Source organism: Psychrobacter sp. CX21, assembly GCF_057396255.1.
Genome location: NZ_JBXYJG010000017.1, coordinates 30,603 through 45,730, shown reverse-complemented (window position 1 = coordinate 45,730; position 15,128 = coordinate 30,603). Strand labels below are relative to the sequence as shown.

Here is a 15,128-nt window from a genome sequence, read left to right as displayed (position 1 = left end):
TTTGCCCGAGCGCAAGACGAGAGCTATGCTCGAAGTTAAGCAGTGCTTTGCTTAATCCGTTCTCAGGGCGGCTATTTTATCCAATATATTGTGACTTTTAATAATTAACGGCTCTTACTTAGAATGACTAAGGGTCAAAAATTTCACTGCATATTAGACAAATCAGCAATAAATCCATCAATATTATTATTGCTAGTTGTCGATTTTATCTCTGCGATAACCTCATCAAGTTTAATGCGATCACGTCCATGCAAATATAGTTGATGACCCGCTTGCGCTAGTTTAATTGCAGTTAGTTTGCCAATGCCATCAGTAGACCCAGTAATCAATATAACTTTCATCTTATTATCCTTACATAATCTTACGCTTTAAAATTAATCTCATAACGCTCATCTACATATTAGTATGACGTTTTTCTTATAATAGAGCATATCAACTGTTACTGATAAAGCCATTATTTGTCATAACTAATATTGCAAATAATCTATATTACAAACCACTTATATTTTTAAAAGCTTATATTGTTAAAAGCTTATATTAGTAATAGCTTAAATAAGTAATAGAAATAGATAAAAGCTGAAAATATTTAAAGATATTCTACTAATAGAATGAGTAGAACTTAAATAAGAACATATGAATAAGCGTATAAAAAGGATAACTTATGAATTTCATTAAAAATTATCAAACTCGTACCGTCGGTCAAGCTTATATTCCTGCCTTAGGGTTTGGCACATGGCAGACCACTGATCAGAACTGTATAGACATCGTCTGTCAGGCGCTACAAATGGGCTATGAACATATTGATACGGCTCAGGCATATCATAATGAAGAACAAGTAGGTGCCGGACTCAAGAAATCAGGTGTTTCTCGAGATAAATATTTTTTAACCACTAAAGTCTTCCCTGATGATATGCGCTTTGAACCACAGAATTTGGTAAAGTCGGTACATACCTCACTAGAAAAACTGGGCGTGGACTATGTCGATTTATTACTTCTGCATTGGCCGGACGCTCGTGTTCCGTTATCAGAGACCATGCCAGCTTTAGCAGAGATGCAGCATCAAGGACTAACCCGTCATATCGGTGTCTCAAACTTTAATATCAAATTATTAATTGAAGCCAAAAAATATAGCGATGTGCCTATTGCGGTAAATCAGGTAGAATTTCATCCATTTATTCATCAAGATACCCTGCAAACCTTTATGAATAATCACCATATTCCACTAACCGCCTATTCACCATTAGCGCGTGGTGATGTGTTTGATCACGATACGATTAAGGCAATTGCAGACAAACACAATATCAATCCTGCTCAAGTATCACTGGCTTGGATTTTATCGGATAAAAACCGTATTGCTATTCCTAAAACCAGTACCGCTTCACATTTGCAAGGAAATCTTGATGCACTAAACGTACAACTAGACAATGATGATATCCAAAAGATTAATAAACTATCGCGTCGTGATGGACGTAAAATTGAACATCCAAATTATACGCCTGAATGGGATGATTAAAGGTATGAAGAATTAAACTATGAAGACAAAATGTCTAAAAATCATTCATATCACAGTATGACTGCAATTTTGTACCTATCTGTTACTACTATAAGAAGATTGACATCAAGGTTATATAAATTCAGTTTTTAAAACAAAACCCTGATATGATTCCAATTAATAACAAACAGAGTATTCAATGGATAGCTCATGAATCAAATGGTAGAGCGTTTAAAAACCGCTTTTAGTCCTTTATATAAAGCCAAAACTAATGTATTAATTTTAACCGCTTTATCAAGCAGTCTAATAGGAATTCCGATAAGCTCTAATGCTGGAGGTGGTGAATATTGTGGTTCTAATTTTTCATTGGATAATCGTATCTATAATGAGTGTAAGATTAACTTCCCTACGCTTGATACTGGTAATGACACCCAAGCCAACCTATATTTATTACTTGCGGATAAAGGATTAATTTATTTTGATACCACAGACTTTGAAGACTCTTATAATAGATATGTATATGACTATCCTTTACGTCTTAATACTTTAAAGAGCTCAGCGGTAAATATAGCCAAAAATCCTAAGCAAAGTTTTTTGGCTCAATCAGAAACCAGCCATTATGCCGAATATTGTAATAGCTTCTATACGGGTATTGATGCACTTAAGAATGCGCTAGAGGTTGATCCAAGCTTAACAGTAAAAGAAAAACAGCAGTTATTACAATTTCGTCAAGCCATTAGAAGTGAGTGTGCAGATTCCTTTAATCATGAAGCATTAGTAGTTAATGACGTCAGTTTCCCCATAAAATGGTCTATCCATGCTCAGCCTTATGCAGATTACATAATGGCCAATCAGTTATTCTATTTGGGGAAACCATCAGATTTTTACAGTGCTCAGACAATTTATCGCAGTTTGTCTTTGTTAAAGACTAATAACAATCCTGGTCTGTCTTGGTTGATTGATACTTCCAGCTATATGTTAATTCGTACAGGTATTAATCGCATGTTTAGACAAGGATCCGAGGACTATAATTATAAGCCTGAAAGAGTTGATCCTAAAGTAATAGCGACAACGCAAAATTCAATTGATAACTACCTTGATAGTTTTAGAGATGGGCATCATGTGGCTTCAGCGCGTGGTTTACAACGCCGACTTTATTGGTTAACGGGACAACAGGATCAATTGATAGATGAAATTGAATGGCAAATAAACCATCCAAAGTCAAAACTATTTAATCTAAATAGTCGGTTATTACCTGAAGAGATAGAACGTAGAGTCTTTTTTTTAAATTACGATAAACCCTTAGATATTAATAAACTAGAAGACCCAATTTTAATTACAAGTTTTGCTTTATATAGACTAAGACCTGAAGATAGCTTTTTTTCAATAAAACCATTAAGACTTAATGATATTGAACAATTAAAACCCAAATTTAAAGACCGGATGGATCTTTACCGTTATTTAAGGGCTACCTATTATATGGTGCAACAAAATAACCCAAGACGTGCCTTAAATTATCTTCCTACTGATACACCTAAAGGTAATATGTCATATGCTGAGTTTAGTCAATATGCTTTAAAAGCGCGAGCATTGCAGGAATTGGGTAGCGCAGATAAAGCAAATCAACTCTGGAACCAGTTACACCACCTCCCCAAACTGCCATTTCAGGACAGATTGACAGACCTTGCCATCGTTTTACAAGCGGATCTTACCAATGAATACAGTGAATTATTTGGCAATAAGGCGTCTATAAAATCAAAAACATTAAAAATGCGAATAATAAAATATTCTGCAGATTCTGAACTACTACAACAAATTGCTAATAGCTATCCAGCCACTGATATTATAGGTGCAGAAGCTCGTTATGCTTTACTATCAAAATCATTACTGCATGGACGTTATGCCGATTATTTGAAGTATAAACACTACTTACCTAAAAACTATCAACAATATTTAGGCTATGACAGTGAGGACGAAACTTTATGGTATATGCCTAGATTCAGTGATTTTAATTGGCAAGGTAAAAATATTAGTAGCAATATAAACTGTCAAGATTTAACCACAACCGTTATCAATCTTAAACAAGACCCAGAAGACCGACTCCAAAATATTTGCCTAGCTGAATTTATACGTGACTCAGATATTGTTTATCATTTTAAAGATTATGATAAAGACTATCAAATTTCTTATGCAACTCACTCGAACTACCGTTATCCCTACTTAGGAGATATTCCAAACCGTTTCAAAGGTAGGAAACTGAACCGATTGGATATGTATAAATCCATATTCGCGACTAATAAAAAAGACGAACTGTCAGCTTATGCCCTACATCGTGCCCTAGGTTGTTTTGCCAGCTCCGGTAATAACCATTGTAGCGATGAAGAGGTAGATATTTCAGTCCGTAAAGCTTGGTTTAAGCGTTTAAAATCAGACTTCAAAAATACAAGCTGGGCTCAAAACCAAAAATATTATTGGTAAACCCAAAGGATTATTTTTTTGATAATAGTCGAGCATAAGTCTAAAGTTTTATTGTTACTTAGTGTTTTGCTAATAATTTTTATGGTTGTTGGGTATTTTAGCAATAAGGCTTCTAATGCCCAAGGTATAAGCAATTCATCTAATAACTCAGTTAATAACTCATCTAATACTGAAGATGCTGTTATAAAGAATGCTATTAATACCGATACGGTTAAAGCAAAGCATTATGATCAGTTTTGGATATGGACACCACCTAGAGATGCTGCAAAGATAAGTCAGGCTCGTACGCTATATCTATTACAAGGCGAAATCCGACCAAATGACCTTCCCTATTATCACTTCAAAGCTAATAATAGTTTGCAGAATAACGCTCAGGCAACCTTAACATCTCAAGGGTTAGGGGTACGCACCTTAAAAGGTAGAAAGATCTGGCTGGTTTATCGTGCGACCAGTAGAGAGTGGTCTGGTGAGGTTATGACACAGTTAATTCATCGCCTTGACAAATGGCAACGGGCAGGAAATCAGGTCGTGGGCATCCAAATTGACTACGACGCTCCGACCTACAAACTAGATAAGTATGCCAAACTTTTAGCTGATATTCGCAAACAGTTGCCAGCTCAATACCAGTTAAGCGTAACGGGATTACTTGATTGGTCGAATCAAGCAGAAGAAGCTCAATTTAAGCAACTAAATCATACGGTTGATGAATTGGTGGTTCAGACCTATCAAGGCACAACCACTCTATCGAATTATGACCGCTATTTAAAAAAGCTAAAGTATTTACCGTTTGATTTTAAAGTTGGTATTATCGAAGGTGGTGAATGGCATGGAGCAGAATATTTACAAGATAATCCACACTTTAAGGGCTATGTGGTTTTTTTGCGTTAATTATCTAGGTATCTATTTAAAACTAGGTTCTTAGAATTTTCTGTTGCAGCAACCTCCTCAATCATTGAGGGAAACTTCTTGATTATCTTCGCGCATCATTAATTGACAACCATATTGGAAATCTAATATTTAATTAACTAAGCTTATTATTTAAAGAATACTATGAACAGTTTTTATGTTGATACAGCTTATTCAAATTATCTTGACGTTCGTCAACAGCTTCTATAGCTTCTTCAGTATTTTGATGTGTCCCAATTTATGCGGGCCAGAACAATACAGCAGCAGCTACATTTTTGCCAGTTACGGTACGCTCTTTACGTTCTGTTTTTCAAAAATTTATAGCTTCCTTAATCACGGTTAGAATTTGTGAACATGGTAAACGATTGACCGTTGATTTATTAGTCTCAACTACATGTGGTGATAAACACCTTTGAAGCAAAATTACAGCAAACCCTAATGGGAAATGAATAAAATTTAATTTAGATAGGTTTACCTTGGTATTTGATGTTATTAAAGGTTAACTATTAATCTCTATATATAAAGATTTATTATTGATATTATTTTAGGGGTTAAAACTTTTATATTATGACAGAGCATTTAAGTATAAAAAAACCAGCCATAATAATATGACTGGTATTTTAATCTAAACCGTTTTATTTAGCTTTATACTAAGCCTAATTCTAATAAATACTTAACTATGCAGGATCACGAACCTGTGGCGTACGTGCCCATAGTCGTGTCTTAGCATTTTCAATAAAGCCATCAACATCATCAAGCGGCGTTACAAACTCATCTTTCTTAACGGGCAGTTTGCTTAAGATGAATTCTTCAGTCGCAGGGCAATAGGCAATTGCTTTAAAGTTGTTAAAGGCATCTGTAAACCAATCTAGTGCTGGCGCATGGGTTGCAAGTTTTTTGGCTACATCTGGCATGATGATACTGACAACCGCGTCAAATATAACCGATGGGGCACCATGAATGATCTCATCAGCTTGAATACGTGTGTTGTCATCGAGCACAACCTCTTTGGTTGGTGCAACGATTTTAACCATCGCGCCCGCCGCCTTAGCTGCATTTTCAAACTTTTGAATTTCCTCTTTACTTGAACCAGCACCAACTAGGATACCCACTTGTCGACTTTTTAGAGTCTTAGGTGTAATACCAATTGTTTGCACCGCTTTTGATTTTTCCATATCGATAACGGGTGCTTGTTTTTCAGCGGGTTCAGGAAGCTCCATGCCTAGATTGTTCGCCACACGACTTGCTAAGTCTTCATCAATGTTTATCAGGTGAGCAAGCACGCGGGTACGTACGTGCGGCGTATCAACTTTACTTAACTCAAAGGTAAAGGCATCAACAATGTGACTTTGTTCAACTTCTGTTTGACTGCGCCAGAACATACGCGGTTGACTATAGTGATCGGCGAAGCTTTCAGCACGGATGCGTCCTTTAACGCCATCATCACATTTTTCTGCAAATGATTTAAAGCCGATATCAGCATTAGCACGAGGCTTATTAGGCTCTAGGCTTTGTGGTTCATACAAGGTGCGACCTTTAGGGACTTGCATTTGCATGTGACCGTCTTGCTGATTATGAGCAAACGGACATTTAGGCGCATTAATAGGGATCTGAGCAAAGTTTGGCGAACCTAAACGTGATAACTGAGTATCAAGATAGCTATGCAGACGACCTTGCAGTAACGGGTCATTACTAAAATCAATACCTGGTGGTAAGTGAGATGGACAGAAGGCTACCTGTTCAGTTTCAGCAAAGAAATTATCAGGATAGCGATTTAAAACCATTTTACCAATGATTTTAACAGGAACCATTTCTTCAGGAATCAGTTTGGTTGCGTCTAAATGATCAAATTGAAACTTCTCAGCTTCTTCTTCAGTGAATAATTGAACACCGAATTCCCATTCTGGAAAATCACCTGCGCCAATCGACTCAAATAAATCACGACGATTATAGTCAGGATCTGCACCGGAGATTTTAACAGCCTCATCCCAAGTTAGTGACTGTACGCCTAGTTTTGGCTTCCAATGGAAACGTACAAAAGTGCTCTTGCCCTCTTTATCTAATAAACGAAAACTATGAATACCAAAACCTTCCATCATGGCAAGGCTACGTGGCAATGCACGGTCACTCATTAACCACATTACATTGTGCAAGGTTTCAGGACTTAGAGATACAAAGTCCCAAAAGGTATCATGTGCTGAAGCAGCTTGCGGGAACCCACGGTCAGGCTCAGGTTTTACAGCATGAATAAGGTCTGGGAATTTAATAGCATCTTGAATAAAGAAAATAGGCATATTGTTACCGACAATATCCCAGTTGCCTTCAGACGTATAGATTTTAACCGCAAAACCGCGTACATCACGTGGCGTGTCTTTTGAACCTTTATTACCGGCTACGGTTGAGAAACGAGTGAATAATGGCGTTTGTTTACCAGTTTCAGTCAAAATTTTAGCGGTGGTGTATTTTTCTAAAGATTCTGTTAACTCGAAGTAACCGTGAGCACCGGAACCACGCGCGTGGACAATACGCTCAGGGATACGCTCATGGTCGAAATGGGTGATTTTTTCACGTAGTACAAAGTCTTCTAATAAGGTAGGTCCACGTGGGTCACGTTTTAAAGAGTTTTGGTTGTCTGAGATGACCACGCCTTGCTGGGTGGTTAAGTTAGGCACACTGTCATCAGCTTGAAATTGTGGTTCACCGCCGTTACCAGCGAATGGGCACATGTTTTTGGCTGGGTCTGAATGGTCTAAATTGTCTTTCATTGCCGTGTCCTTTTAGGATAGGTATTTGCTAGAATTTTATTTATGATGTTACATTAACGAATCGATTAAACTAGGTAGTATTTGTAGTGATGGCTTACATATAACTTAAATACTACTCCTATTTATATTAAACAAAGATTGGCAACAGGCTGTTTGTATTTGGTTAACTCTTTATAAGACAAAGTAACTTTTTATCAAAAAAATTATTAATTTATAGATCTTTAATATTGGAATAACTTTTTGCTTATATAATTTAAATTAAAACAAATAGTTTTTATAGAAAGTCTTAGTACATAAATAGCGTTTAACTAACCGATAAATAAGTAGATTAAGCAACATGGAATATACTTTGTTTGAATATAAGTAGTTCCAGCTTAGTTCTCGCGTGATATAAATTATTCGTAATACTTATTTAATACCACCTCAATATCATTACGAATAATCTCAACACTAGGCATACGCTCTGCATGAAAACGTAGTATAGGAATACCAGCACTCGCCAATGCTTTGTCTTTTTTCTCATCTGCCCTATTTCTAGACTTACTGTTATGCGTCCAATCATCTAATTCTATGGCTAGAAGTGTTGTTTGAGCATCACGGTCTACCAAGACATAATCAATACTCTGTCTGCATATTCGGTTAAACCAAAAGGCTCTCTCACTTCCTGCCTCTTCGCTTGGTTCAATAACTCGTGATAATTGAACCTGACCGAACACCAGATATTGAGGGACAGCCTGTTGCAATTTATTAAAAAATATAACCTCGGTATCCGTCATAATGGGCATGGGAGTAAATGGCCAGATGGGCAAATCGTCACCTTTCACAGGTTTGTTTTTTTTATTCTCTAAACGACGTTGTCCAATCACACTCATTACGATGATGAATGCGACAAGTAACATGGTTCCAAATAACAATAAGTTCACCACTACACTTCCAATTTAATCATTATAATATTAATAAATGGCGCTAATTACGTACAACCAAATAGATTTATAAACCCCTGTTTAATAACAGATTATTATGCGTTTTGATGACTAAAAAAACTATAGAGATATAAAAAAACACGACAAGCAATGTCGTGTTTTCTATCATATTATTTACAACTTATTAAAATATTTTCCCACACTTCTTTGATGAATACTCGCTAGAAACCTTGTTATTATTAGCTTTTAGGGATATCATATACAACATGATACAACATTAAGCTACTTTATTAAGCATTTGAAATGGCTACCAGAATGGCTACCAGATTTACAAAATGGCTACCAGAATGGCTACCAAGAAAAGGTTAAAAGCATGGCTAAACTTGAAATCAAATTAGACTCTCAAATTTATAAAGCAATCAAGGACAGTTTAAAGACTGGAAAGGTTAATATTTTTTCTGTATCTGGCTTTAAAGGGCTTGAAGTTAGAATTAGACCTCATAAAAACGGTATAGATGCTACTACAGATTTTAGACACCGTTACACTCACCCAATTACAGCTAAACGCCCTTATATGACCTTAGGCAACTATCCTGCCCTTACACTTGCAGATGCTAAAGAAATGCACCGTAACAACATGGCATTACTAGCTAAAGACATTGATCCATTACAACATAGAGATAATGAAAAACAAAAGAAGCTTTTAGAACGCCAAACTACACTTAATTACTTTATTGATGAATGGATATATAAAGAAAATAAAAGAGGTTTAGCAGATGCCACACTAAAAAGTAATGATAGATTAACCCAGCCTATCAGGGATAAATTAGGTCAAATGCCTGTTACTGACATAACCACTAAAATAACCTATCAATTTATTAATGATATATATAAGGAAAGACCTTATAAGGCTATTCGAGTTTTATCAGTATTAAATTCAATACTTCAAACACCACTAGCCAGCATGCTAATTGAATACAACCCTGCTAACAATATAAAGGGCTTATTTCCTATGCCAAAGGCTATCAACATGCCTGCAATTACTGAGCCTGAACAGTTTGGCAAGCTATTGAATGATATTGATAAGCTCGATGATACAAATTATTTTTATGATAAAAGAATTTTGAAACTAATTTCATTAACCTTTGTTAGAATTGGTGATTTATGCGCTATGAAATGGCAGGATATTAATTGGCTAACTAAAACATGGGAGTTTGAACAGCAAAAAGGAGCTAGCCGTAACGACATGCAACCTAGCTTAGTTGTCCCTTTAGCACCGCAAGCCATAGCCATATTAAAAGAATTGCAAGAGCTTACGGGAAATAATCAGTATGTTTTTTACAATGGCAGACGTAAAAAAGCCAACTATCATAACCCTAGAGAAATAAACAAGGTATTGAATAGCGAACTTATGAATGATGGGGATAGTTATTTAGGCATTCACTGCCCTCATGGGTTTAGAGCATCTGCTAAAACTATGTTAACTGAAAGACTAGGTTATGACCAAGTACACACCGAATTACAACTAGGTCACAAAATACCTGATACATATGGAAAAGCTTACAACCGAATGACTGGATTAGAAAAGCGTAAACAAATGATGAATGAATGGGCTAATTACATAGATGATCTAAGAACTAATAAGTATGACAATATCATTTATCCCAATTTTAGACAAAAAGAGAAAGTACATAACGGTTAAACCTTAACCAAATTGCAGGGCTAGGATTAATTACCCGAACGGCTATATTTCATGCCTTAAACAGCCACCGTCCTGCATCTTATTTTATAAAGGCATGATTATAGTTAAGGCATAATCATGGAACGGTCAAGCTATCATGAAAAGAGTTTTGACGAAGGTGTAATGAAAGTATTTAAAGATTTAGATTTTATATACAATGTTCATTTTAATAGATTAATTAATAATAACTTTGAATCATTTATAGAACATAATAATCTAAAAATTGAAAGTTATTGTAAAGAACTAGCTATTCAGTATGGAGGCTCTGAAGATACTAATTCTATTACTATTAAAATTCATGATTTTTTGCTCGATACATTAGATGAGTATATAAATGAAAATGATATTTCTCAAGCTGAGTATTTAATGTTAGACAGTCTTTTAATGTGCTATTGTTTAAAGAAAATTGGTGAATATATATTAAAGCTCGAAGAAATCGCTTACATTAAATTTCTAAAGCTATATTTTGATTTAATCCTAGAAATAGGAGTTTTGACCGGTTTAAAAAGTTATGGTGAAATGATTTTAGAAGATGAATTATCTACTATAAATTCTAATAATGCCAAGAAGAGATGGAAAAACCAAGATCAGCTTAGAACTAATAAAAAACATGAATTCCTTAAAATTATGCGCGATAAAGGATTTAGGACTTACGCTGAAACCGCAGATCATATAAAGTTAGTTTATGAAAACATTAATAACCCTGAATATAAAGGTAGAAATAATAAGCCCTTATCACACGATACTATTAAAAGATGGTTGAGCGAGGCCGATAAAGGTGATTTTTCTTAATTATCACTGTGATATGCAAGCATAAAACATTTCATGCACGTATACCACATAACATGCAAGCATCATTATTCAATTATACAACTTAGTACAATAGCATGACCTTAACTACATTAACCAACAACAGTTAAGGAAACATGACTATGTCACAAAACTCAATACAACCTACCAAGTTAAGCCTAGCTGATTTAATCGACAACCCTAATGACTTATACCAAGTCACACAGGTAGCCGAAATCTATCATAGACACCCTGAAACTATTAGACGCTGGATAAAAACTGGCAAGCTACCTAACCCTATCAACTTTAGCGGCATGTATTACTTCAAAGGCAGCGACCTATTGAAGCATATTGACGTTAACAGCTTAGAGGGGGCTTAGTCATGGATATCATACAGCCCAAGCTAATATCAGTAGATAGTTATGCCCTATTTAACTTCGATGAACGTATTCAATGCCTATCTTTTAGCATAGAACAGATAGCCTTATCACTTAATGCAATTAACCAAGCTGATGAAGTCACAGCAGCGCAAATTCATACCGCTATAACTGCTTTAAATAGAGACAGTGAAGCGTTAACCGTAATTAGTGATGATATCAACAGCTTGCATTTTAGCGGCTTTAAAGAGGTATCTGATGCGTATTAATCCTATGCTATTAATCCTAATCATAGCGTTAGTGCTATCTGCTATCCCAAGTTGCAACCCTCCAACAACGGCAGTCAACACGCTGCAAAGGGGGTTTTATGAGTAAGGACAAGTTACCTACTAATGAACGTATAGCACAATATCTTGATCAGGAAATACCACTTCAGCAGCTCGATAATGACAAGCTAGATGATAATTTTATGAGCGCCCAGCTTGCCTATGCCAAATCAAAACAGGGTAAACAGGCAAAGCAAAAGAAAATGGCTTATAAAAAGAGTTGGTATAAGAAAGGGAGTAGAGATGAATAACACCGATAAGACAAAGCCCCAAGCTGATGACAAGGGGCTTAGTAGTTTAGTAGCTCATGCGAACAAACCTAACAATCAAATTATAGCAGAATATCCGATACTAGCCACCCTAAGAGCTTTAAAAAAAGATAATAGCGTATTAGAGATAAATAACGGCTTTACTGTTACCAGTGGTGTTAAAGCTGGGGAAATAATAGACACAGCTGGAAAGTTGATACTGGTAAAGCATGATAATAGTTACCACCCTGCTAACCTTGCTATTTATGACAATGAACGAATAGAAGAAACAGACCCAAGCCAGCCTAGTGCTTTCATTATAGGTAATTTAAGCTTAGATAGTGACTGGTATGCCATTAGTAGTTTAGATGAAGCGGTACAGCTTTATGATGCAATGGCAGTTAAGCAAGGTCTAAATATCACCATTATAGTAAGTCTTAACCCATACGGCTTTAAAAGTATGGTTAAACATTTTGCTGAAGTTAAGCAAGTTATTGTTATTACTACCCTAGATAGACAAGATCAGCTTGTTAAACAGTTACTAGGTGCAAATGTTAAAGCTATCATAACTACTTTTGATTTGTTGTTATCGTTTGAAAATGGTTCAAGCCTAGATGATGTGATTGATGACCCTGAAACCATCATAAAGAATTTGCAGCTAGAAGCATGGGGAGAATTAGGCGATATAGCAGACCCTGAGATCAAAGCCACGCCTTATCCAGTAGAAGCATGGGGCAAAAAAGGAGAAATATTAAGAGATGCTTTAACAGCCATTACCTATTATGCTCAGATACCTACCGCCTTAGCTGGTCAATGTATCTTAGGGGCTTTAGCTACCATTACCCAGCAATACATAAACGCCCCTTATCCAACTGGTAATAGCTACATGCCAGCATCTTTATTTTTACTAACTGAGATTGCTAGTGGTGGTGGTAAAAGTAAGACAACCTCTAAATACAGTCATAAAGAGCTTATTAGCTACCAAAAAGAGAAGCGTAACGAATACCGCACCCTTAAAGATGAATGGTTAGCTGAGAAAGCCAGCACACCTAAAAAAGATTTAGAACGATGGTTACTAGATAACCCCAAGCCTAAGCAGCCTATACTTTTTGCTAAGTCTGGAACGCTTATAGGTTTTTTAGATAATATGATTTTAGGCAATACTAAAAACGTGGCATGGGCAACGGCTGAAGCTGGCTTATTCTTAGGCAGTCATAGCTTAACCAATGAAACCGCCCAAAGTAACATAAGCCAAATATGTGATTTATGGAGTAGTGGAGAGTTTGATCGCATGTTATCCCCTCGCTATAACTCTAGCTTTACTGATGAAAACGGTATTGATGGGATTAGGTTTACCCTAGACTTACAAGGACAGCCGCCCATTGTAGCCCCTGCTTTAAACAATGAAGTTATGAGCGGTCAAGGCTTATTACCTCGCTTTTTGTTTGCTTTCCCTGAGAGCCTTAACGGTACTTTAGTTTTTAATACTGATGAACGCTTAGATGCTAACCCAGATAATGACACTAGATTAATAGCCTACTGGCAACGATGCAGGGCTTTACTTGATCCAGTAGCTGAAAGTGTTAAAACAGATAATGAAGGTAATATCATTCGCTATAATATGCCCTTTGAAAATAGGCAGGCTAGAAAAGCTTTGGCTGACTACCAAACTAAGAAAGAGAGCCAGCTTATTAAAGGCGGTAAGCTTGAAAAGTATGCTGAATATGCTAAACGACTACATGAAAATGCCAGCCGTATCGCGTCAATTTTAGCTTACTTTAATGGTAGGCGGTTTATATCAGCTGATGATATTAAAAGAGCCACCTTACTAACTGATTATTCAATGAATGAGCGTATTAGATACACTGACAAGCCCCAAGCTGGTGATAATGATGCTCAAAAGCTGGTTAGTTGGCTAGTTAATTACTGCCATAGACAATCAGCTAAACAGCTCGCTTACTCTACAGCACAAAGCAAGGTAACACCTAAGCATCTAAGGCTAAAACAAAACTTTGAGTTATTGGCTGAAGTATTAGAAAGTGAAGGCTATATTAAGATCATAACCAATGGTAGAGCCAGAACCATACAAGTAAGACCTGAATTGTTAGAAGCTACATAAGGGGAAAACGAGGAAAGTGGTAAAGTAACCGCTATAACGCTTATATGATGGGCTTTAGCTGATTTTCCTGATATTTAACCCTATAGGAAAATGGGTAAAGTGAACAGCTTAACGGCTACAAACTTTCCCTGTTTTCCTTTTTGTATTAAAAGGGGAAAACTCTATAAACCTTATTTAGTAAGGGGTATGTAATTTACTTTCCTACTTTCCCCACTTTCCCATAGTTTAATAGCTATTGTCTATTTTTAAGGCTAAGGGGGGTGTATTACATATTTTAGCTTAATTTATATCGGACACCACACCCATTCACACTTATAAGAAAAAAGCCTTTTATCAAAATATGTTAACTTTAAAACTACCAATGATAAGAGGGTGGTATAAAAGTTTAAAGCGTTTAGATAAATGAACGACCCTTCCATAAGATTTTTACAACCGCAAAATTAAAAGTTTAGGTTTTTACTATAACCGCCATTGGTGGGTGCTAAGATTGGATATTTTAGGTAGTATTAACTTAATTAAAATCAATATAGGCTACCTATGAACAGATTACTTTATTTATCTATTTTAATGATTACAGCTTGCCAGCCAGTTAACCAATGGCAACCAGTCAATAGTGAATCATGGGCGTTTGATACGCCCTATCCTTTTACTACTAAAGGAGAGATAGCTTGCTCAATGGATGCGGTTTACTTTTATCCTAATGATACCGCTAATGACACTAATACAATAGGTCAACCGCTTAATAAGATAGCTCACAATAGAGACAAAGTAAGTGGCTATACACCTACAATGAAGAATGTAATTAAACCAAATGCAGATCTTACGGATGCTATTAAATTGGGGCTAGATATCTGCAATAGGAATAATGACCACTTAATCTAACTTAAACAGATTTATGAGACCTAACATCATTGATAGTTTATGAACAAATTAAACAATTAATTAAATGTTATTAAATTGAAAC

13 protein-coding genes and 1 pseudogene are annotated in these 15,128 nt (G+C 36.0%); 11 read left to right on the top strand and 3 right to left on the bottom strand.

Annotated features, from left to right (window positions below; translation table 11 throughout):
- Positions 1–143: 143 nt before the first annotated feature.
- Positions 144–341 carry an SDR family NAD(P)-dependent oxidoreductase gene (locus AC2SLP_RS09990; RefSeq protein WP_486536527.1) on the bottom strand — a complete coding sequence of 66 codons (198 nt, stop codon included), beginning with the start codon at positions 339–341 and terminating at the stop codon, positions 144–146.
- Between the two features lie 320 nt (positions 342–661).
- Between AC2SLP_RS09990 and AC2SLP_RS09985 the strand changes: the two genes are divergently transcribed.
- The 4 genes and pseudogenes from AC2SLP_RS09985 to AC2SLP_RS09970 all read left to right on the top strand — a co-directional run.
- Positions 662–1,513: an aldo/keto reductase gene (locus AC2SLP_RS09985; RefSeq protein ID WP_486536526.1), complete on the top strand. Its 852-nt coding sequence runs from the start codon at positions 662–664 to the stop codon at positions 1,511–1,513.
- A 189-nt stretch (positions 1,514–1,702) separates the two neighbouring features.
- Positions 1,703–3,970 carry a PA5441 family protein gene (locus tag AC2SLP_RS09980; RefSeq protein ID WP_486536525.1) on the top strand — a complete coding sequence of 756 codons (2,268 nt, stop codon included), beginning with the start codon at positions 1,703–1,705 and terminating at the stop codon, positions 3,968–3,970.
- A gap of 81 nt (positions 3,971–4,051) precedes the next feature.
- Positions 4,052–4,858, top strand: coding sequence for a DUF3142 domain-containing protein (locus AC2SLP_RS09975; RefSeq protein WP_486536524.1), 807 nt, complete (start codon positions 4,052–4,054; stop codon positions 4,856–4,858).
- Positions 4,859–4,929: 71 nt separating this feature from the next.
- Positions 4,930–4,995 (top strand): annotated as a pseudogene (locus AC2SLP_RS09970) (polyketide synthase docking domain-containing protein); the annotation flags it as partial.
- 558 nt (positions 4,996–5,553) lie between these two features.
- Here the strand turns inward: AC2SLP_RS09970 and AC2SLP_RS09965 are convergent.
- Positions 5,554–7,641, bottom strand: coding sequence for a catalase (locus AC2SLP_RS09965; RefSeq protein ID WP_486536523.1), 2,088 nt, complete (start codon positions 7,639–7,641; stop codon positions 5,554–5,556).
- A gap of 395 nt (positions 7,642–8,036) precedes the next feature.
- Entirely contained in the window at positions 8,037–8,567 is a 531-nt protein-coding gene (locus AC2SLP_RS09960) for a DUF2726 domain-containing protein (RefSeq protein WP_486536522.1), read from the bottom strand.
- A 370-nt stretch (positions 8,568–8,937) separates the two neighbouring features.
- On the opposite strand from AC2SLP_RS09960, the gene AC2SLP_RS09955 reads away from it, so the two are divergent.
- From AC2SLP_RS09955 to AC2SLP_RS09925, 7 genes are all read left to right on the top strand, one after another.
- The gene (locus AC2SLP_RS09955; RefSeq protein WP_486536521.1) at positions 8,938–10,266 is read left to right on the top strand and encodes a tyrosine-type recombinase/integrase; all 1,329 of its coding nucleotides are present in this window, start codon (positions 8,938–8,940) and stop codon (positions 10,264–10,266) included.
- 117 nt (positions 10,267–10,383) lie between these two features.
- Positions 10,384–11,097 (top strand): hypothetical protein, encoded by a 714-nt coding sequence (locus AC2SLP_RS09950; protein ID WP_486536520.1) that lies wholly within the window; start codon positions 10,384–10,386, stop codon positions 11,095–11,097.
- 140 nt (positions 11,098–11,237) lie between these two features.
- Positions 11,238–11,474 carry a helix-turn-helix domain-containing protein gene (locus tag AC2SLP_RS09945; protein WP_486536519.1) on the top strand — a complete coding sequence of 79 codons (237 nt, stop codon included), beginning with the start codon at positions 11,238–11,240 and terminating at the stop codon, positions 11,472–11,474.
- 2 nt (positions 11,475–11,476) lie between these two features.
- Positions 11,477–11,740, top strand: coding sequence for a hypothetical protein (locus AC2SLP_RS09940; protein WP_486536518.1), 264 nt, complete (start codon positions 11,477–11,479; stop codon positions 11,738–11,740).
- A gap of 98 nt (positions 11,741–11,838) precedes the next feature.
- Positions 11,839–12,048, top strand: coding sequence for a hypothetical protein (locus AC2SLP_RS09935; RefSeq protein WP_486536517.1), 210 nt, complete (start codon positions 11,839–11,841; stop codon positions 12,046–12,048).
- A complete protein-coding gene (locus tag AC2SLP_RS09930) occupies positions 12,041–14,164 on the top strand; it encodes a DUF3987 domain-containing protein (protein WP_486536516.1) in 2,124 nt (707 codons plus the stop codon). Before AC2SLP_RS09935 ends, AC2SLP_RS09930 begins: the two co-directional genes overlap by 8 nt.
- Positions 14,165–14,701: 537 nt before the next feature.
- Positions 14,702–15,046, top strand: a complete 345-nt coding sequence (locus AC2SLP_RS09925; RefSeq protein WP_486536515.1) for a hypothetical protein — start codon at positions 14,702–14,704, stop codon at positions 15,044–15,046.
- The last annotated feature ends 82 nt before the right edge of the window (positions 15,047–15,128 follow it).